General features: G+C 43.2%; 13 protein-coding genes. 1 reads left to right on the plus strand and 12 read right to left on the minus strand.

Features of this window, described 5'->3' with window-relative positions:
- Window positions 1–349 precede the first annotated feature (349 nt).
- The 8 genes from LN893_RS16340 to LN893_RS16375 form a co-directional block, all read right to left on the minus strand.
- Window positions 350–1,930: a calcineurin-like phosphoesterase C-terminal domain-containing protein gene (locus LN893_RS16340; RefSeq protein ID WP_229971950.1), complete on the minus strand. Its 1,581-nt coding sequence runs from the start codon at window positions 1,928–1,930 to the stop codon at window positions 350–352.
- 202 nt (window positions 1,931–2,132) lie between these two features.
- Complete coding sequence (locus tag LN893_RS16345; protein WP_229971952.1) at window positions 2,133–3,530, minus strand: Gfo/Idh/MocA family protein; 1,398 nt, start codon at window positions 3,528–3,530, stop codon at window positions 2,133–2,135.
- Window positions 3,531–3,596: 66 nt separating this feature from the next.
- Window positions 3,597–5,882, minus strand: coding sequence for an alpha-N-acetylglucosaminidase (locus tag LN893_RS16350; protein WP_229971954.1), 2,286 nt, complete (start codon window positions 5,880–5,882; stop codon window positions 3,597–3,599).
- Window positions 5,883–5,926: 44 nt separating this feature from the next.
- Window positions 5,927–6,772 carry an endonuclease/exonuclease/phosphatase family protein gene (locus tag LN893_RS16355; RefSeq protein WP_229971956.1) on the minus strand — a complete coding sequence of 282 codons (846 nt, stop codon included), beginning with the start codon at window positions 6,770–6,772 and terminating at the stop codon, window positions 5,927–5,929.
- A 184-nt stretch (window positions 6,773–6,956) separates the two neighbouring features.
- Complete coding sequence (locus LN893_RS16360; RefSeq protein ID WP_229971958.1) at window positions 6,957–7,847, minus strand: ROK family protein; 891 nt, start codon at window positions 7,845–7,847, stop codon at window positions 6,957–6,959.
- A gap of 118 nt (window positions 7,848–7,965) precedes the next feature.
- Entirely contained in the window at window positions 7,966–9,213 is a 1,248-nt protein-coding gene (locus LN893_RS16365) for an ROK family transcriptional regulator (protein WP_229971960.1), read from the minus strand.
- 295 nt (window positions 9,214–9,508) lie between these two features.
- Window positions 9,509–11,392, minus strand: a complete 1,884-nt coding sequence (locus LN893_RS16370; protein WP_229971962.1) for an outer membrane protein assembly factor BamB family protein — start codon at window positions 11,390–11,392, stop codon at window positions 9,509–9,511.
- A 6-nt stretch (window positions 11,393–11,398) separates the two neighbouring features.
- On the minus strand, window positions 11,399–12,109 hold the full coding sequence (locus LN893_RS16375; RefSeq protein WP_229971965.1) for an endonuclease/exonuclease/phosphatase family protein: 711 nt from the start codon (window positions 12,107–12,109) through the stop codon (window positions 11,399–11,401).
- Here LN893_RS16375 and LN893_RS16380 point away from each other — a divergent pair.
- Window positions 12,108–12,335 carry a hypothetical protein gene (locus LN893_RS16380; protein WP_229971967.1) on the plus strand — a complete coding sequence of 76 codons (228 nt, stop codon included), beginning with the start codon at window positions 12,108–12,110 and terminating at the stop codon, window positions 12,333–12,335. The two genes, LN893_RS16375 and LN893_RS16380, sit on opposite strands and share 2 nt — an antisense overlap.
- A 19-nt stretch (window positions 12,336–12,354) precedes the next feature.
- Here the strand turns inward: LN893_RS16380 and LN893_RS16385 are convergent, their stop codons facing one another.
- The 4 genes from LN893_RS16385 to LN893_RS16400 all read right to left on the minus strand — a co-directional run bounded on the left by LN893_RS16385 (window position 12,355) and on the right by LN893_RS16400 (window position 19,647).
- Window positions 12,355–13,839, minus strand: a complete 1,485-nt coding sequence (locus tag LN893_RS16385; protein WP_229971969.1) for an outer membrane protein assembly factor BamB family protein — start codon at window positions 13,837–13,839, stop codon at window positions 12,355–12,357.
- A 112-nt stretch (window positions 13,840–13,951) separates the two neighbouring features.
- Entirely contained in the window at window positions 13,952–14,800 is an 849-nt protein-coding gene (locus LN893_RS16390) for an endonuclease/exonuclease/phosphatase family protein (protein WP_229971971.1), read from the minus strand.
- 122 nt (window positions 14,801–14,922) lie between these two features.
- Complete coding sequence (locus tag LN893_RS16395) at window positions 14,923–16,578, minus strand: RagB/SusD family nutrient uptake outer membrane protein (protein ID WP_229971973.1); 1,656 nt, start codon at window positions 16,576–16,578, stop codon at window positions 14,923–14,925.
- 9 nt (window positions 16,579–16,587) lie between these two features.
- Window positions 16,588–19,647, minus strand: coding sequence for a SusC/RagA family TonB-linked outer membrane protein (locus LN893_RS16400; RefSeq protein ID WP_229971975.1), 3,060 nt, complete (start codon window positions 19,645–19,647; stop codon window positions 16,588–16,590).
- Window positions 19,648–20,686: the final 1,039 nt, after the last annotated feature.

The following is a 20,686-nucleotide window of genomic DNA, read 5'->3' on the forward strand; positions in this document are numbered from 1 at the left end:
CTTCACCTCCTACCTGAAACAATCTGTTAACCTGCTCTAGAATAGTTCCCATACTGCCTTTTTGCAGAAACAGCAGTATGGTATAACTAAACACTAGAAACAAGAATGCATCATTATGATATAAAAACTAATTCGTTATTTTGGGCAAACATGGGTATGGCAAAGTGAGTAGAGGGTATGAGGGACAGAGAACCATAGAACATAGCTAGATAGTTAAATGATTTTAAATAAGGAGTATGAGGCACAAAACTCTTTTATAAAACAAATTAGCCTTATAATTTGCAGAAATAAGCTTCTACAAACCATAAGGCTAAAGTTATCAATTAAGTAGTGCTTTGAAAGATGAACTTTACTGGACTGTTATAGGCGCTTGAATCCTGTAGCTGCTCTTTTGTGTAAAGGTTCTGCCGAACATGTCGGTCGCTTTTACCTCTATAGTGTGTTCACCCAATTCTAGTTTTGTGGGAATGTTTCCTCGCCAAAGGTGTGTAGACTGTGCGGCGTTGGAGGGCCTTCTGCCTGGCATCAGTTCATCTGCATAATCCCATTCCTGCAGACTGTGCACAAAGTCAGGATCATAATCTTTCTGATAAACCATTTTTATCCACTTTCCACCATCAATTCGGTACAGCACTTCATCCTGCTCACTACCCATAAAGAAGTTGGCGAAAATGCCTGCGGAAGTGTTTCTGCCATGTGCTACTACTTTCGGGGCAAAAACCTGTATCTGGTAATCTTTAGGGCGGCCAGCCACTTTATAGTCTATCATGTATTCGTTTCCTTTGAAGTTAATAAAAGCATATCCTTTCGGAGTGCCGTCACGCATGGTAGACACAGGCACGCCATTCGCATCTAATTTTCCCGAATACCAATCGCCAGAGGTTGTGCCTACATTGTAGTGGTGATGTGGCTTTTCCTGCCTCCATCCTTCTGCCTTTGTAAAGAAATCCTGCTTCTGCAGGTGCGTATGCGCCGAAAGTGAAAGCGTGTGCGGAAAGTCCTTCAACAGGTCAAAAAGCTTTTGCCTGTCCTCATCCCGATAGGCATCACCATCGGGCTCGCTAAGCGGAACGTGAAACGCCAGCACTACCAAGTGATCTTTGGGCACAAATTTCAGGTCATTTTCTATAAAGTCCAGCTGATCTTTCCTAAACCCTCCCCAGTAACTTTTTCCGCCCCGCGGGTCTGGATATAGCACATCATCCAGCACAATAAAGTGTACCTTACCATAGTTAAAGGCATAGTTTGCGGGGCCAAAATGCGCCTCAAAAGTTTCGTCTGCCAGAGAGTCCGCTTTGGCATCAAAGTCTAAATCATGGTTGCCCAAGAGATTATACCACGGAATACCCACCTTTTTAACAGCTTCGATGTATGGGTTGAAAAGGTTCAGATTGTTTCCTACCAGGTCGCCTAGGCTTAATCCGAAAGGCACATCCTTTATCCCCTCCACTTCGGATACAATGCCTCGGGCAAAGAAATCCACCTCTTCTTTTGTATAGGGTTGAGGATCTCCAAATATCAGCGCTGTGAATTCTTCCTTATCCTCGGTTGGCATCAAAGCAAAGTCTACAGACTTAGGAAGTTTGCCAGTGGGAGCCACTCCCTTGAACTTCAGGTCAGGTGAGCCACTTGGTTTGTGGTTGTAATAGAACTGAGGCAGATTCTCTTTGTTAAGGGCCACTTTATAACCAGAAGGCATCATAACAGAAATAATGTTATCAGATCCTATTGGCAGCTCATATCTTCCTTTTTTATCTGTCAGGACGACCTCCCGACCATTCGTAACGGCAACTTGTGCCACGCCATTCTCTCGCCGCTCCTTTTTCCCGTTGCCATTTGCATCTTCAAACACATACCCCTTTACAGAGGTTTGTGCCTGTACAGCAAGGGCAAAAAGGATACTACTGGCAACTAGTACTGTCTTTTTCATAGTTTCTTAAAATTGAATAAGGAAATTAATTTCTATCTAAAACATCTTTTAACCTATACATATATAACTAAAGTGATGCTCATGCCCGCTATTAAGCGCTAAAGGCAACTGTAGTAAGGATAGCTACATTAACCTTCCACATTCCTAAGCTTTGTTGGAGAAGAACAGGAAGGGGTACTATACCTTGATAACATACTAGCAGTTAGACTTTCTGCATTCGAATGGGCATTACTTTGCCTTTCTTGCGGCTTTCTTCAGCCATGAAACCCATAATATGGCTTTCAATGGATTCATCTATAGTAGAGGTAAGAAGAGCTGGATTTTGCTGAGAAACTGCCTGCACAAAATCTTTTACCAGGAACCAATCTCCGCCACCGTGGCCACTATTTTTGTAACCTTCAACATCTTCGGCTTTTGGTACAAACTTGGTAGACTTTCCTGTTCTAAAATCTGTTACCACCAGTTCATCCATGTCGCCAACCATGTCTCCCATTGCGCCCATAATGCGGGTACGGCGGCCATGGTATGAGGTAAAAGCCTCCATAGAGAAGTTGGCTGTTACATTATCTTCGAACATGATGCTCGTAATGTAATGGTCTGGTTGATCATTCTCCATGCGATATACACAGCGGCCATAGTTGGTCGTCTTCAGGCGCTCCATTATTACCTCGCCATGCTTAGACTTATCATCTGGCAGGTTCAACACTGATAGCCTTCTTCTGTCATCGTGGTAATGCCTGATAGCGGAATAAGGACATTCACGCTCCACGGCACATCCGTCAGTACAACGGGCGGTACTTCCTTCTGGGGCATTTTCTCTGCGAAACCACTTCAGGTCGCCCATTGCTACAATCTGTTTGCTTGGCTTATTAATTACCCATTTAATAATATCCAGATCATGGCAAGACTTAGCAAGAATGATTGGTGTGGTTTCTTTTGAATTGTGCCAGTTACCGCGCACATAAGAATGGGCCATGTGTGTATGTTCGATTGGCTCGAAGTGCTGCACACTTACAACTTCACCAACTGCCCCCTGAGAGATAAGTTCCTTCATTTTCACAAAGTAGGGTGCATACCGCAGCACATGGCAAACAGCAACTATTCTACCCTCCTTCTTGGCTAAAGCAAGTATGTTGCGACACTCTTTCTCGGTTGGCGCTATCGGTTTTTCAAGCAAAATATCATACCCCATAGACAAGGCTTTCATGCAAGGGGCATAATGAAGATTATCAGGAGTAGATATGATAACAGCATCAGCAAACTTAGGACGATTGAAGACATCTTCCCAGGTATCGAAACGATTAGCTTCAGGAATGTTATGTTTCTTGGTATAACGGTCGTTTCGCAGTTTTATCGGCTCCGCCACACCAACAATATTCATTTGCTCAGGATACTTAGCCGCAAAATTACCATATACATTTCCACGGCTACCTGCTCCAATAGTAATGGCTGTAACAGGTTTATCCATAGGTTTGTATAAGGGGTTCTCTGGCAGTGTATATCCATACTTGTTTTCCCCTAGCTTTGCCAGCGACTCAGTACTAATTACTGCGGCTCCTATACTTAGGCCTAAGGATTTTAATAAGTTTCTACGATTCATAGCACAAATTTTAAGCTATCCCCTTTTTATTGTTTACACATTAAATTAACTTCTGACAACTACCACCTACTGCACTCGGTAACTGTTCTTGATCGTCTGAATATACTTTCGGTACATCTCACTAGCAACCGCTACTGCATCACCTTCAGTTTTGTCGCTATAGTGCTCGCTGCTGTTTACCCACCGCCACTCCCAAGTCTTAATCTTATTATTAAAAGCTTTCTGGTCTATCTCCTGCCCTTTCTGCATCTGGCTAATCACGTAGTCGAAGTACTGTTGCCAGCGAGGTCTATAGTAGCCATTCAGCAAACCCGACCATTGCCTGTTGGCATATTCACTCAGTTTGCTGTCTTTGTCGCCCCATAAGGTGAGCAGGTTTCGGGCATTCTTTTCGTATAGTTTCTTTTCTTCTGCAGTTGTGCCCCAAGCTTTGGCCGCATTTAGCCACTTACCCAGCAGAAAATCCTCCTGCGTCGCCACCAGCCTGTCCATATCTTCTATCAAGGCAATAAACTCGGCGCTGTGTTCTGTGAAGGCAGCCAGGTCTTTGTTTTTATAGTCCTGTGCAAACTGCTGTTGCTTTACAGTGGCATAGTTCGCCATCACCTGCCGCGTCAGGTCCACCAGATCGAACCGATAGCCCTCGCTGTTTTGTAGCTCGCTGGAGGCTGCTATTAAATTATCCCAGGCTGTTAGCAGTTCCAGCGGTTCGTATGTTAAAGTAGTGGTAACACCGCCTGTATTCTTGTTAGAAGTAGGACGGCCAACTATAATAGACTCTGGTCCACCTGAGGTAAGCGTATCGGCATAGGCAGTACGGCGCAGGATGTCCCAAGCTTTGTTTGCGCTGGCGTTTTCCTTACCATATCGTCGCTTGGTATAGCCTTTCAGCCAACTATCAAGGTCGATAGGGGTATCGCGCCAGGCATTCTCCATCATCAGCTCATACATAACAGGATTCTGTTCGATGGCCTCGGGCGTTAAGCCTATACCTACCATTTTACCATTCCCAGAGTGATGAAGTGCTTCGGCAGGCCAAGTTGCTACCCTATCCATCAAGCCATACATATTCACGTTACCTCCAAAATTGTGCAGCATGTTCCAGATCCAGGGCTTGCCGTAGTAGGCTTCTGTTTTCAGCCACATCGGGTTCTTTTCGCTCCACAAATCCAGTATGATCATTCTATCGTCTGGCACGGCATTAAGCATAGCCTGTATCTGCCTCGGCTTCCAGAAGTCTCTGGAGAAGTGGAACAACCAGCCCTGCATAATCCAGGTGGCCTCTGGGTCGGCTGCCGCCATTGATTGATAAACTTTCTGGCTGACGTTGTTCAGGAAAAGAGAATCATCAGAAGGCGGTCTGTTCTCATTGAAAGTATCAGAAGTATAGAGATGATCGGTGCCATAGGTCGCAATTGTCTCTTCAATATATTTCTTCCCAATCTCCACAAACATCGGGTCATCAGGGTCCAACAAGTGCACATCAGGAAAGCCCACCCAATTCGTTTTCTTCAGGTTTGCCATTGGGAATTTCTCTTTAAAAGCAGGCGGAACGTGCCCCGTGAAAGCAGGCAGAATAGGTGTCATGCCCAGCCCACGCTCACACTCCAGAATCTGCTTTTGCAGTGCCTCATGGCTTTCCATCCAGCTAACAGGCAGCGGGCCGCCCCAACCGTCGAGATTGCCCATCCAGAACCAGCTGAAATAAGCAGGACCGCTAAAGAAGCTCTCCAGGTCTTTATCTGTTAAGCCCATGCTGTTGTACACGCGGCGGTGAATTGCATTTTGTCCTGTGATAGACAGGGGCATGTTGATTCCGTTCATCGCCATCCAATCTATCTCCCATTGCCAACGGTCCCAGTCCCACCAGCTCATGGTATAGTTGTAGGTGCAGTAGTTGAGGTAATAGCGATAGTTGTAAGGGCTAACGTTTCTTACTTTTTGCGGCACCTCAGGCAGTTTGTCAGCAAGATTCAAATTTACACCGTTCCAGGTGATGCTGCTGTTGGTATAGTATTTCAGGTAGTAGTTTAAGGCACTGGCAACCGAAATACCGTTGTTACCACGCAATACAATCTTCCCATCACGGCTCTCTACTTCATATACATCCTTCTCCCCTTCCTTTGGAATAAACTCCACTTTAAAATGCTCCGCATGCGTTGGTACCACCCGCTTGATAAGTGCATAAATAGGCCTTGTATCGTCAGCAGTTTGTGCAGCGGAAGCAGTAACCACATTGTTTGCAGCTGTTGCCGATGTGCTTTTCTGTACAGCGCACGATGCCCCCAGTAGCAGGCTTAGCAAAAGCATTACTGCTGATCGGCATGTTCTGTGCTTTATAGTAGACTTCATGTGTGTAATCATCAATATCTTAGAGCATGAAGGTGTTTACAGACCTAGTAGCTAAGAATCGCCACTACAGGCAAATGATCTGATGGATAACTTTCTTGTATCACCTTCTGGGACACTATTTTGAAGGGTGACGTTTTCGTAAAGGCGATATAATCTATTGTTCTGTCGGGATTGATAACGGGTATGGTTGGCTCGCAATCGGTTGTACAAGTGCGGGTGAAAACTTTATCTAACTCAGCTATAGCGGTACTTTCAGGCACAGAGTTAAAATCGCCTGCTACTATAAAAGGAACTGTTTCTGTAGAGGCAATCTCATTTATTTTTCGCACCTGCTGATCTCGGTTCTCTTTATTGCGAACATCTATATGTGTGGTGCCGAAACGTATGGTTTTGCCATCAGGCAAAGTTATTTTGGCCGTAGCTAACACTCTGTCTTCTGCTATAGGATCTGCGTCCTCTGGCAGCGGAATAACAGTTGTCTCAGACATTGGATACTTTGACAGGATAGCCACACCATAGTAACCCCCGTCGTAGTCAATAGCCCTGCCAAAATAGGCTTTCATTCCTAGCCGCTCCGCAAGGGCCTCTGCCTGATTGCCTGGGCCCGAACGTCTTGTGTTAACATCAACCTCCTGCAGCGCCACCAGATCAGGGTTTTCATTTCTGATCACATTGGCAATAGCATCCAAATCTATGTCTGTATTACTTTTAGTTGGCGGGCTAGCATGATGTATATTATAGGACATTACCTTTAGTTGGCGACTTCCCACTGTTGCATCGGCTGCTGTTGCTGAGGAACGGCTGGTGTTAGACACAGTTTTCTCAGAGCAGGACAGTGTAAGGGCACCAAAGGCAAGTATAAATGTAAAGTGCAAGGCAACTTTTTTCATGTTTAGTTTAGATAGATAAGCGATGTAAGAAAATCTTTATTTATACAGTGAGTTTTGTTTAGTAAATTTGAATTAACATAATATTCCAACTGAAACTTTTATGCCTGTGCTTTTGCCCAAACAAAGCACAATATCAGACCAAAAGATTGCGAAACGCCAATCTCCGTAAAGGGGATTAAATCAGCTATAAGGCTAAAATCTTGTTTGTCACAAACCTTTCTTCTGTTTCTCTCATTTTAAAAAGTGCAGCGGCGCCCAGAATAGCAGCATTATCAATAACAGAACACTCAATAGCTAGCTCATCGGTCACGAGCTTAAAAGGGAAAGCTTGAACACTTTTCTGCATTGCATCTTTAAAGTACTCGAAGCAACCGCATACAGAGCCACCTAAAAAGATAGCGTCAGGCGAAAGGGCATACAGAATAATTTTTAAAGCATTTCCTAAATGATGCCCATACTCCTCCAAAATCTTCAAGGCTTTAACATCGCCGCTTTCTGCTAGTCGCTGTACTTTTATGCCGGACATTCCATGTATTTTTTTAAAGAACTTGCCGCTGCAATAATCTTCTATCGTTTTATCCTGGTATGGCATTCCCCCAAACTCACCAGCACAGGAGTACTTACCTGAGTATACCTGATGATCGACAATGATGCCTGTACCGAAACCCGTTCCCAGCGTAATGCCAACTAAGTTTTTGTATTGCTTTCCCTTCCCGTACATTTTCTCACCTGCGGCAAAAGAATTAGCGTCGTTCGTTATGCAAACTGGTTTCTTGAGATGATTTTCCAGGTACGCCTTCAGGTGTACCTCGTTCCAAGAAGGGATGTTCTGCACACTATGCACAATGCCATTGGCTTCATCCACTAGGCCAGGTACACCAATTCCTACACCTGCCACATCTGGCTCCATGATCTTCTCAATGCCGCAGATGATTTCCTGAAGGATTTGATCTTGCTGAGCATGTGCCGAAGTTGACAGCTTTACCTCATTCGTAATTTGGCCGTCCTGCACCAAGCCAATATGAACTTTAGTGCCACCTATGTCTATCCCCAGAACTTTCTTATCCTCACTCATTAACAAGTTTGTTTTAATTAAAGGCAATAGAAACCCTGCACTGCCCTTGGTTAAGAGCCAAGCTGTGCTGTCACATACTATCTTTCTCTATATACTTAAGCTTTTTAACTACCAGCTCTTAGTCTAAATCCAGTTGATCTTCGAATATGTTTTCCATTACTACAGCCACAGAACCTAAAATTCCCGCATTTTGCCCTAAATTAGACAGCGCTATCTCTGTCTTTTCTCTTAGCTGCGCCATACAATAAGTATTAATAGACTGTTGAATTGGAGTAGTGATATACTGTTTCGCCTCAGCAATTCTGCCTCCCAGAATGATAAGCTCTGGGTTAAATATCTGTATCAGAATCGAGATGCCCTTGCCTAGGTTCATACCTATTTTAGATAATATATTGATAGCGTATTGGTCTCCCCTGTTTGCTGCATCAATTACCAGTTTGGGTTCTATACTATCTATCTTTTGATCAGAAAGCTCGTTGAGCAAAGAGTGCTGGCCAGATTTTATACCTTCTTTGGCCATGTTAGCCAGTGCAATACCAGAGGCAACGGTTTCTAGGCAGCCCCGCTTCCCGCAGTAGCACAACGCACCATTATTCTCCAGCGGTATATGCCCGATCTCCCCTGCAAAACCTTTCGTACCGCTTCTAAGTTTACCATCCATTATCACACCCAAGCCTACTCCCCAATCAAGGGAAAGTACCAGTACATCGCTTCTGCCCTTGGCCAGCCCAAAGCGATACTCCGCAAGAGCGGCACTTTTTGAGTCATTTTGAATATAAACTGGTTTGTTAAACTTTCTCGTAAGTAACTGTTGCAGCGACTCAGCCTCTGCTGCCGTATGCATATAGGTATAGTTGTTACCTTCTTTGCTGGCCACCAACCCAGGCATGCTCACGCCCACACCCATCAGTTTATCAGGATCAATTCCAGAATTGGAGATCAGACTTTCTGCGTACTCCTGCAATTGGTCTGCAGCAGTTACACCTTCAGCAATACACACAGGAAAAGTTTGTACTCCTGTAATGTTGTTATTATTGTTGTCGAAAATAGCCATTCTGGTCTTAAACCTCCCCATGGCTATACTAAGCACAAACAAAGAATTGGCGCGAAGGCCATACAAATCTGGTTTTCTACCACCCTCAGACTTGCCTCTGCCTTTCTTCTCAACCAGTCCCTCTGTCATCAGCTCGCTAAGCAACCCCATAGAAGTTGGCGAACTGATATTAAAATCGCTGCATAGGTCGGAGTTGGTTTTAGGACCCTTTATGTATAACTGCTTAACTATTTTTATTTTTTGAGTATGCTTCTTCCTCTCAATGTTGTTGAGTGTATCTAAATAAGAATCCTCCAGTATTAAAGTGCTCATTTTGCTGATGCTAATATTTACTTTAAAGAATGTTATTATCAACACTATAAACAACAACTTTCTTAAAAAATTTAGTTAAGTAACTTAACTTTTAATAAACCAAACACTTAAAGAAGTATTAGCCTAAATACTTATGGTATAAAACTTTAGCATTTTTAAGAACAGCATTTAGAAAAGAATCTATTATAGCCATACCTAATCCATAATTAAAATCGAAGTAATTCTACTTTTTTAGTAGAAACAAAGGCATTAGTTCAACTCATTTATCTTATAGCTTTTCAGAAAAACAGCTCAACTAATTGAGTTTACCAATCTTTTCCCTGGCTTGGAGTAAAACTATTTTACCGTCCACACTTGTCGCTACCACACTACCATCAGCAAGAGGCTTAACCGTGTTGATCATATCCTCACTCAGTTCATAAATCCATTCAATGTTTTTACCCTCCATGTCAATGGCATATACACGTCCAAAAGTGGTGCCGAAGTAGAAGGTGCTTCCGCTAAAAACAGGCGCTGAAAAAGAGAAGTCCCTGCCATACCCTCCCGAGATATTCATGATTGGTTCTGGCTCTCTACCTTGAGTACTCCAGGCCACAATCGTATCCTGCATGGTTTTAGCTACCAGCAAGTTTCTCTCGGCATTCCCTCCCAACGATTCCCGAACCCTAAATTGATCTGTAACAAAAGTTTGCTCTCCTGTGCCCAAATTATACTCCCTTAGTTTCTCATCTGGGGCAACCATATACACTTTTCCATTCTGGATAACTGGAATACTCATGGCAGGAGAATAGTAATGGCTCTTTTCATCATTCCGCCACTGCCAAGCCAGGGAGCCATCTTTTGTATTTAAGGCATAAAGCGTTTTGTTCCATGTGCCGAACACCACCTTGCCATCGGCTACAGCTGGTTTGCTAGGCGGAAAACCAGCAAGTCCCTCAAAAGACCAGGTAACTTTGCCTGTTTTCAGATCTATTGCTCTGAACTTAAGGTCACTGCTCCCGATATAAACCACACCACGCTCTATAGTTGGTGAAGCCAACGCAGGCGCCATAGTTTTAACTTTCCATATTAACTTGCCGTTCTTTGCATTCAAGCAATAAATGTTGCTATCAGCAGAGGCAAACACTACTCTGTTACCAGCAATCTCAGCTGATGAATGGATAGACTTACCTGTCTTAAACCTCCAGTTTACCTTTGCATTTGCAGCATCCAATGATTTAAACTCTCCAAGCAGGTTGCCAATTAACACACTGTTTTTCCATACTGCAGGGGCTGCCACTATATTTCCTTCGTCCTGGTATGTCCAAACGGCTTGCACATTTGTGAACTGAGGGTCTATAACCGAAGCATTATTTTCTGAAAGCTTAGTTGTGCTTTTGTTCTTTTTAGGTGGCATCGGTAACGTGGCCCAGGCCTGGTTAGCAGGTTGCCCTACCTCCACCATTGTTACATGCAGAGTATCTGGGGTTAAACTGAAAACATTATAGGCTAATGTTCCCTGTCTGATCTGTGCTGTTCTGGTCATAATGCCCCTAATACCGTTGTAGTCAAAAAGCTTATTTATATGACCATGACCGCACAAAACTGCTAGTGTATTAACTCTATGAAGTTTGTCTATTACTTGGTTATAGTTGCTAAGCCCTTCATCTAAAGAATAATGGCTAATAAAAATAACTGGTTGCTGCTTAGGTGTTACTTGTATCAGACTATCCAGCCACCGCATTTGGTCCAGCGGAACATAGCCCCTGGACATGCGCCCATACGGACCTGTGCTGAAGCCTATAAAACGTACTCCGTTTATATCTTTAACAAATTTCTGTTCTTTCCATAGCTTATCATAGATCAGGCCACCACTGCCAGACCAGCCTGTATCGTGGTTGCCAGGCACTATAAAATAAGGCTTACTTAGGCCATCCATAAGCGCTTTCGCTTCCCCTAGTTCTTCATCATACCCAAAGTCGCTTATATCACCAGCATGTAACACAAAGTCAACTTCAGGGTTTTTATTGATGTCATTTACAATGGCTTTAAGTCCAGTGTTGTTTCCCTGCTTACCAATATGCGTATCGGTAACTACCGCAAATTTCAGTATATCCTTTTGCTGTGCGTTCACCGTTATTCCTGTACTTAAAAGCAACAGGAACAGACAAACATGTACCGCTTTAGGCAAGTATTTCATAGATGTTTATTCTTCAATATTGATAACAGCCACTACTGGCCTGTGGTCGGAAGCGTAAGATTCATTTACGACCTTATGGCTGCCCACCCTAAATTTGTTTCTAGGATGTTTGTAGGCAATAAAATCGATGGCCTTAGTTGGGTTTGTAGCGGGAATGGTACCAGCACATACTTGGCAGGTCCTTCTAAAATGAGCATCCAATGTATTGATCACATTAGAACCCGGAGTGGCATTAAAGTCGCCCGCAATAATGAAGGGCAGGTTGTCATTAGAGGCAATATCTACTATCTTCTCAATCTGCAGTTGCCTGTTTGTAGGGTCTGACTGTGCATCTAAGTGCGTGCTAGCGAACCGAACAGAAGAGCCATCAGGTAATTTAACTATAGCTGTTGCCAATATGCGAGGTTCTCCCCCACTTCCCTGCTTTACAGGCAGACGATGTACTTCTCTTTCAGACAACGGGTACTTAGAAAGAATAGCCACACCATACTCTCCCCCTTGATAATCGATTGCTTTACCGAAAAAATAATGATGCATGCGCAGCTTGCTTGCTAACTCCTGCGCCTGATTCATATTACCCGATCTTACTGTATTCACATCCACTTCCTGCAACGCAATTAAATCTGGCTTCTCAGCATTTATAGCATTTACAACAGCGTTAACATCAATGAAATTTGATCTGGAAGGCGGGTTACAATGGTGTATGTTGTAAGACATGACCTTTAAAGAAGCTACTACTTCTGTTTCTTCCCTTGGGTCAACAACTGGTGCTGGATCAGATTCTTTAGATGAATCACCACATGATGAAATCAAGATAACAGCACATGCCACAAAACTTTGTAAAGCTTTTCTTATCACAGAGAATATTTTTAATTCAGTGCTAAACCACTCACTCCGCCTTTACTTACCTATTGCAAGTAAAGGCGGGGTAAAAGGTCCATAGTCTATAAATTTGATCATGCCTATTTTGCGCGGCCAATGTTCTTCACGTTCTGCCCTTTCATTGGCCAAGGAGAGTTTGCAGGAGCACTTTCGTCAACTGCTATCTTGTAAAGTTTTACAACAGCTCCATCTATTCCTTCTACATAAACAGTTCCATCGTCTGCTATTGTAGGGGAGTTCACAACACCATCACCCAACTCAATCTCATTTAATAGCTGCCCTAAAGCATTCACCACTACAAGTTTTCCATCAGTAGAGCCTAAGTAAACTCTTCCTTCAACATCAACAGCTGGAACGCTTTCGTTCGTGCTCATAGGGTGAGTCCAGTTAATAGAACCATCAGTAGGATTGATTGATATTAGCCCTGCCCCAGAACCAGAATACAAATGCCCGTTCGGACCTATAACCACACCTGATTGGGCTGCACCTGTTACCGCTGTAGACCATTTTACAGCTCCGCTTGTACCGTTATCAGTTACAGCAGCTACATTTTCGTTTGTTGTGTAGTAAATTGTACCGTCTGCATCCATAGACAAGGACGTTCCGTGAGTACCTTTACCAACACCCACAGACTCCGTCCATTTGGCTGTACCGTCTGCAGAATTTACGGCCCATACTTTACCTTCAGATGCATTGTAGAAATAAACAGTATTACCATCTCTACTAAGTACAGGTGCCGCATAAAAAGAACCTACGCCTACAATTTCCCAACGCTTTTCACCAGTTGAGGTCCAAGAATAGGCTCCTCCATCTCCGTCTTGCATTCTAGAGCCATGGTAAATATTACCCTGAGCATCTATGGCAGGCGTTGTGTTGGAAGCACCTCTGCCACTACCACTCCACATAATAGCTCCATCTACTCCGTTTAGCTTATAAACCATATGGGCGTTATCCCAGGTGTTGACATAAATATTGCCATCTGGTCCCATAGAAGGGGCATTCGCAATATAGTGCGTTAACTGTGTAGCCCATTTTAGCTGAGCACTTTCTCCTTGGTCAGTAACAGCTACCACATTGCCATTATTTCCAAATCTTGACTCTAGGTAATAGATTGTACCGTCATCACCAATAATCGGAGAACTCGAACCTTCGTTGATGGCGCTAACGGTAGTGTTGTTTGAGAATTCCCAAACAATGTTAGCGATGAATTCTTTTGGGGGTGGCGAAACCTCCACAGATTTAGAAACATTATAAGAAGCCCCTCCTGCATTTCTTACTGTAAGGGTAACTTCATAGGTGCCTGCACTGGCGTAGGTAAAGTACGGGTTGCGCTTGTTTGATGTAGAACCTTCTGCATCACCAAAGTTCCAGTTCCATTCTATTATCTCACCCGATGCTTCAGTCGGATCAGCGTAGAAAAGTATTTCCTGCCCTTCTATGGGTGCTGAAGGTGTATAACTAAAATCAGCTCCAGGAGGCAACAGGTCCCCCAGATCATCGTCTTTACATGCGAAAAACGAAAAACTGAATAAAAGACCTAATAAGAGTACTTTTACATTTTTCATTATAGTTGTTGTTTAGTTATAACAATTATATTTTGTGACTGTAGTGACTTCTATTTTAAATTCACCAGAAGCGTTAGCTGTTGGTTATACTTTCTTACTTCTTGTTTCTCTGTTAATTAAGCTTAAGCTCTGCAACTACAGGAAGATGGTCAGAGGCATAAGACTCAAATATGACTTTACTTGAAACCACCGCTACTTTGTCTTTTTTCCTGTACATAATAAAATCGATGGCACTTTTAGGATTGGCAGCGGTAAAGGTGGGTGAACAATTGTGTTTACAGGTGCGGGTAAAGTATTCATCAAGCCTGTTGATCGTTAAACTGCTCGGAAGGGCGTTGAAGTCACCAGCCAGAATCACAGGGTACTTTTCCTGTTGCAGCACCCTACGTAGCCTGTCTATTTGGTAAAGCCTGTTATCCTCGCTTTTATGATCAAGATGTGTACCTGCAAAAACAACTTTACTTCCGTCTGGAAGAGCGACTTTGACTACTGCCATCTTTCGCATTTCACCTCCAATACTTGGATCGGCTTGCAAGGCATATCCAGCAGAATCCAGTAGTGGGTACTTAGATAAAATTGCCTCACCGTATTCACCACCGCCCAATACTTCCATGGCTCCAACAAAGTAAGCATGCATGTTCGTAAGCTTCCCGAGCTCCTTAGCCTGATTGACAGTGATTCCTGACCTTACAGTATTCTTGTCTACTTCCTGCAAGGCAACCAAATCTGGCTTAGCATTATTGATGACACGAGCTATGGCGGGTAAGTCTCTCTTGGCCCCAGCCGAAGGCGGATTCCCAAGACGTATATTATAGGTCATCACACGCAGGTCTGGCACAAGAGTTTCTGGCTCCTCTACGGGTGCTTCTTCTTTAACTATTGGGTCAGGCTCGCTTCCTTTGCTGCAGGCAACTATAAACAGCACTACTACTGCTAAGAATGAAGTGAAAAGGGCCCTCATATTCATTCATGGCGCATTTAAGAAGCAACAAGCTGTATTTGAAGCACAAGTTGGTAGGAGCACTGCGCTCATGATGCTATTGCCGAACATCAGCACCATGAGACACAGTTATTGCTTCTCTATTACCAACCTGGGTTCTGACCTAAATCTGGGTTGCGTTGCAACTGCTCCATTGGCACTGGCCACAAATAGTGCTGGGGCTCATTAAAAGTTCTTCCCGTACTTACTACAATAAAGCCATTTTCATCTGTGCGAAGGTTATCTGCGGTAGATGGATCTGGAAGCCATTTTACATTTGTACCTTTAATGTCCTGCGCCAGCTTCTCTCCCTGTCCCCAGCGGCGAATATCAAAATAGCGCTGGCCTTCCAAGGCTAACTCAACACGTCTTTCTCTTCTTATTTCCTCTCTCACATCTAGCCCTAAACTTTGTAATTCGCTTAATACCATTGGCTTCATACCCACACGCTCACGCAGCTTATTTATAGTCATGTCAACATCCTCTTGGGTAAGCTTGCCTTGCTCCAGCCTTGCTTCTGCATAAGTCAGTAGCACCTCAGCATAGCGCAGCAGATGAATATCATTTGCATCACGGTTATAAGTAGGCACAGCAGAAGGCTCAACATACTTTGTGAAATAGTACCCTGTTATGGTAACAGACCCTCTTCTGTCTGAACGAAACTTAGGCACCATGAAAATGTCTGGGTTATCATTTTCGCTAACTGGTCTACCATCATAACGTCCACCCCACTCCGAACCAGGCTCAAGTATTGTCTGCGTCATGCGAGGATCTCTGTTTTCGAAAACATCCTCGTATTTTTCTACATCATATAAAGGAGATCGATCAATAGGCAAACCATCTGCCATCAGATAGGAGTCAACCAGTGACTTGGTAGGGTTCCAGCGAGCATTCTGGTCAGGCACATGAATCTCGCGGCTTAGGTTGTGCATGCTTACATCTAGCTTGTGCAAGCGGGCAATAATTGTCTCTCTGTTGTTGCCACTAGCCAATTTACCTTCATAAGTAAATAATCGGCGGTAGTTAGAACTAGGATCTCCAACATTGAACAACTCATAGACACCAAGGTCCATGACATCTTTAGCAGCCTTTTCTGCAACATCCCAGCGCTCATTGTATAAAGCGATACGAGCTTTCAGTGCTAAAGCGGCACCCTTACTCATTCTACCAAGGTTTTCGCCTATAGGTATTGCAGTTGGTAAATGCTGGGCTGCTTCTTCCAGATCTTGCAGTATAAAGTCAACAACCTCATCTTTAGAATTCCGAGGACCATATAGCTCATCAATATTCAAGGTAGTGGTCACTAAAGGAACATCACCCCAGAAGCTAGTTAAATAGCTGTACATAAGTGCCCTGATAACACGAACTTCTGCTGCAAGTTGCTCTGCTCTTGCAGGGTCCTGCAGTTGCGCTTTGTGATAGTTTTCCAGAAAAGCATTCGCTTGACGAATGCCTGAGAACTGTGTCCGCCATTCAGTGTTTAAGGTAGTAAGGTCGTACCCAAAGTTACCTGTCCCTATTTGTAAATACATTGTAGAAGTAGGCCATAGGGTATTATCGCCCATATTTTCCATATCCACAGTATTCTTAGCCTTAACATTAGCGTAAAGGCCGTTTACTGCCAGAACCAGTTGTTCTTCTGTTTGCCAAAAATTTTCATCGTTGATCTGGTCAATGGGAGCTCGCTCCAGGAAGTCGTCTTCACATGCCCCTAGGAGAAGCGTACTCAACAAAAAGCCGTATATTATATTCTTTTTCATGATGATTTCTTACTTAAGGTTGATGTTTACACCAAACACATAGGTTTTAACCTGCGGATAAAAGTTGCCGTTACTTACAGGTGATTCTGGATCGTATCCGTAAAAGAAGTTTGTTCTGGTAAAGAGGTTTTCTGCCGAAGCATATACTCTAAAGCGGCTCACTCTAAGTTTCTCAGTAAGATGAGTTGGCAAAGTATAGCCTATCTGTACATTTTTAAGTCTGAGGTAAGATGCATCCTCCAGCCAGAAAGTAGAGAGCCTTTGGTTGTGAGATTGTTGGTAAGTTAAGCGTGGATAACTTGCATCAGTATTCTCAGGAGTCCAACGGTCTAAGTGAACCTCCTGTGGCATGGTGCTTTGGTCTATAAAGGCATGGCGGGCTGCACCATATATATAACCGTTTACCTTGCCTACCCCCTGTAGGAAGAAGTTGAAGTCAATACCTTTCCATCCTAAGTTACCAGTGAAGCCGTAGGTGTATCTTGGTATATGGCTACCTATAACCTGTCTGTCATCATCCAAAGATATGACACCATCGTTATTCAAGTCTCTGTAAATCAAATCGCCTGGCTGAACAGGGTCATTAGCGATGTGCGGGAAGTCAGGAACAAACTCTCCTTGCTCTGGATCATACCTAAAGTCTGACTCTTGTGCAATTCTCTCCGCTACCAACCCGTAGAAAGCCTGATAAGGCTGTCCGACCATTCTTATGCGATCTGACAAAGTGGGTTCCGTTCCAGCAAGGTCAACAACCTTGTTCTTTACATCAGAAAGATTAAAATTAGCTCCATAAGTCAAGCCACCAATATCATCCTTCCAAGATACCTGAAACTCCCATCCTTTATTCTCTACCACACCTGCGTTTTGGTAAGGATAACCAGTACCAATAACATCAGGCAGAGGAAGTACAAGTAAGATGTCTCTCGTTTCGTTCTTGAAGTAGTCTGCAGTGATACCCAAACGGTTGCGTAAGAATACAAGGTCGAGTCCGATGTTTTGCTTCAATTGGGTTTCCCACCTCAATAATTCATTTGGCACCCCTGAATGTCTGTAACCAACTGTTAGCTCATCTCCTATGGGCATAGTTGCTACAGGACCTAATGTATTCAGGTATTGATAAGCCGCTACACGGTCGTTACCCTGTGTACCATAAGAAGCACGGAACTTACCAAACTCAACAACATCTCTGATTCCTTCCAAGAAATTTTCCTCAGTAAATACCCAGCCTACGGAAGCTGAGCCAAATAAATCCCATCGCAGATCCGATGCAAACTTAGAAGACCCATCATATCTGAAGTTAGCCTCAAACAGGTATTTGTCACTGAAGCCATAGTTTAACCTTCCGAAAACTGACTGCAGGGCCCATTCATCATAAGAGGCGCTGTTCAATTGGTTTTCCGTTCCTAAAGCAAGGTGTCCTACGGACTGTGTAGGCAAGTTCGTTCTGGTCGCGGTAAAATTATCACCTATACTTTCATCTCTTGAGGCGGCTAACAAGACTTTTACATCATGTTTATCATTAAAACGCCTTTCATATTCTGCCATACCTATTAAGGTTTGGAAAATATTAGTGTAATCTCGCGTATCTATTTTATTAGGATTGCCTGTTTGATATACTATCGATCCATCTTCTGGACTGAGGTAATTGATGGTTTTAGTGAAGATTGTTCTCTTTGAATTTGATCTTACTAAGCCATACTGTCCACGTAGTCTGAAACCTTTGAACAACTCTAAAGAGGAGCTAATGTTAGCGGTAACCTCCTGCGAGCCGAAATCGTTGGTACCCCCATCTGTTGCTACTGCAACTGGATTACTCTGGCCACCGATATAACCCCATCCTCCTGCAGTAGTGCGTACGGGAACCAAAGGAAGTATAGAATGTGCTTGGTAGAGAGGAGACGTACCTGCGGCTGAGCCTGTATATGTTCTCTCAACATAACCTATGTTCGAGTTGATTTGCAAACGGTCCAGAAGCGTCGTACTTAATTTTGCACGTACGTTGTGACGCATACCCTTGAAGTTATCACCTTCAACAAGGCCTCCCTCATTCAGGTAACCATAAGAAAGGTAGTAGTTAAGGTTATCGGCTCCACCATTAACGCTAACATTGTGGTTTAGCTGTGGGGCATGACTTTTATAGATTTCGTCTATCCAATTGGTATTGGCGAAGTAATTCGGATCGGAGCCATTGCGAGCTATCTCTATATCCTCATCAGTATAAGTAGGGTTTCTACCTACATTACGCTGTGCCTCATTCAACAACTCCATATACTCAGGCGAACCCAAAAACTCAGGAAGAGCCGTAGGAGTCTGAAAACCGACATACCCATTGTAAGAGATGGCGGGTGTCCCTTTGTTGCCTTTTTTGGTAGTGACTAGTATAACTCCATTGGCACCACGAACACCATAAATAGAGGACGAAGCTGCGTCTTTCAAAACAGAAATAGTCTCTATATCATTCGGATTAAGTATATCAAGGTCTCCCCCAGGTATACCGTCTATTACCACAAGGGGCTGCGCATCACCAATGGTACCAAGTCCTCTAATACGTATAGTACCTCTGTTATTACCTGGTGCTCCTAAGCCACCTGTAACGGTTACGCCTGGCATTGTACCCTGCAAACCTGTACTAATATTGGTTATTGGTCTGTCTTCCAACACTTCTGAAGTTACTTGGCTAACGGCACCCGTAAGGTTTGCCTTTTTCTGAGTACCATAGCCTACTACCACCACTTCATCCATGATTTGAGTATCCTCCTGAAGCGAAATTTCGTAGGAGCTTTGGCTTCCTACAGGTACCTCCTGCCTCTGAAAACCTATAAATGAAAACACCAGTACAGGCTGTGTTATGCCTGTCGTATTTATGGTGAACCGTCCATCAATATCTGTGATGGCACCTGTGTTGGTACCTTTCAAAGAAACGGATACACCAGGCAATGGCTGCCCGTTCGCATCTCTAACCACACCTGTTACAGGACCATTTTGCTTTTCGTTTGTTAAGGAGTTGATTGAAAAAGCTGTGGGTTCGTGCCCTACGGCAAAGCTCTGGTAAGGAGCTACACCTAACATTGCTAACAATAGCAGCGAGCATCTTCGACGCGAGCCTCTACTGTTCTTAGATGGTAACATTTGATTCATAACAACATGAAAGTTTAGTGGTTATTCTGTTCCTGATTATTATTAAGATATTCTATTGTACAGACGAACTACTGTCGATTTAAAACATTAAGGTATAGCTTACTAAACTTTTTGCTTTCTACAGTCTTAACCTCTACAACCAGTATGATAGATTAAATCTACTAGAATCCACACGGCGCTTAATAAGCATGTATTGTAAAACCTTCTTAATCAATAGCACCTAATATTTTATAAATACTACAGATCATACTTATCTAATTTTTTTATATAAGTCAAAATTATTAAATTAAATATTCAGCTAAAAAATAATTGTTTTACTATTATGTTAATTAATAATCATCACTATTAACAGTAGTTTAATCTTAAAGAATGTTGGTTTTGAGACGATGAAATTATTGCTGGTTAAGTATTAGATTTTAATGTTGCTTTTTGAGTTGCTGAATAGCAATCTTTATTCATTTTGTCATCAAAAAAACAACTCAGTCATGAAGTCGTGGAATGACTGGCATTCTTACACAGAAAATTGAAGGTTGACCTATCCTGACTTACCGACTACTAGCCTTCAAAGTACATTATCACATAATTAGAAGAACAATCAGAACACACATCTATTTAGGTATGGGATTCGCTGTGTAGGTGGATGAGGAGTATTGGCCGCACATAACACTCAATTAAACTGCTTTAGCAGTTGGTTAAGGACCATGATGTTTAAACTCTATAGAAGAAACCTTCGCCAAAGCGCATTTTTAATACCTGCAACAAACGCTTGTATGTTAGGTAAAGTGGACTTTGCTTCCGTTATCAAGCCAGTTGCATTTACTAACAGTTTAAGAGTTCGCGAATACTGCCATGGTATACTCCTTCAGGATGGCTCGATAAGACTGAAGGTTCTTCAATTGACGGCACCCACCTCCACTCTTTTATTGAGGTTGACCTCCCCCCGAAAAACCAGACCGTTGTAAAGTAGAGA

This window comes from Pontibacter harenae (assembly GCF_020907245.1).
In the GTDB taxonomy this organism is placed as follows: Bacteria; Bacteroidota; Bacteroidia; order Cytophagales; family Hymenobacteraceae; genus Pontibacter; species Pontibacter harenae.

What these genes read in the sequence shown, in the direction of transcription:
- LN893_RS16340 (WP_229971950.1), bottom strand. Translation starts at nt 1,930, where the DNA reads ATGAAAAAGACAGTACTAGTTGCCAGTAGTATCCTTTTTGCCCTTGCT.
- LN893_RS16345 (WP_229971952.1), bottom strand. Translation starts at nt 3,530, where the DNA reads ATGAATCGTAGAAACTTATTAAAATCCTTAGGCCTAAGTATAGGAGCC.
- LN893_RS16350 (WP_229971954.1), bottom strand. Translation starts at nt 5,882, where the DNA reads ATGAAGTCTACTATAAAGCACAGAACATGCCGATCAGCAGTAATGCTT.
- LN893_RS16355 (WP_229971956.1), bottom strand. Translation starts at nt 6,772, where the DNA reads ATGAAAAAAGTTGCCTTGCACTTTACATTTATACTTGCCTTTGGTGCC.
- LN893_RS16360 (WP_229971958.1), bottom strand. Translation starts at nt 7,847, where the DNA reads ATGAGTGAGGATAAGAAAGTTCTGGGGATAGACATAGGTGGCACTAAA.
- LN893_RS16365 (WP_229971960.1), bottom strand. Translation starts at nt 9,213, where the DNA reads ATGAGCACTTTAATACTGGAGGATTCTTATTTAGATACACTCAACAAC.
- LN893_RS16370 (WP_229971962.1), bottom strand. Translation starts at nt 11,392, where the DNA reads ATGAAATACTTGCCTAAAGCGGTACATGTTTGTCTGTTCCTGTTGCTT.
- LN893_RS16380 (WP_229971967.1), top strand. Translation starts at nt 12,108, where the DNA reads ATGACCTTTAAAGAAGCTACTACTTCTGTTTCTTCCCTTGGGTCAACA.
- LN893_RS16375 (WP_229971965.1), bottom strand. Translation starts at nt 12,109, where the DNA reads ATGTCTTACAACATACACCATTGTAACCCGCCTTCCAGATCAAATTTC.
- LN893_RS16385 (WP_229971969.1), bottom strand. Translation starts at nt 13,839, where the DNA reads ATGAAAAATGTAAAAGTACTCTTATTAGGTCTTTTATTCAGTTTTTCG.
- LN893_RS16390 (WP_229971971.1), bottom strand. Translation starts at nt 14,800, where the DNA reads ATGAGGGCCCTTTTCACTTCATTCTTAGCAGTAGTAGTGCTGTTTATA.
- LN893_RS16395 (WP_229971973.1), bottom strand. Translation starts at nt 16,578, where the DNA reads ATGAAAAAGAATATAATATACGGCTTTTTGTTGAGTACGCTTCTCCTA.
- LN893_RS16400 (WP_229971975.1), bottom strand. Translation starts at nt 19,647, where the DNA reads ATGTTAGGTGTAGCTCCTTACCAGAGCTTTGCCGTAGGGCACGAACCC.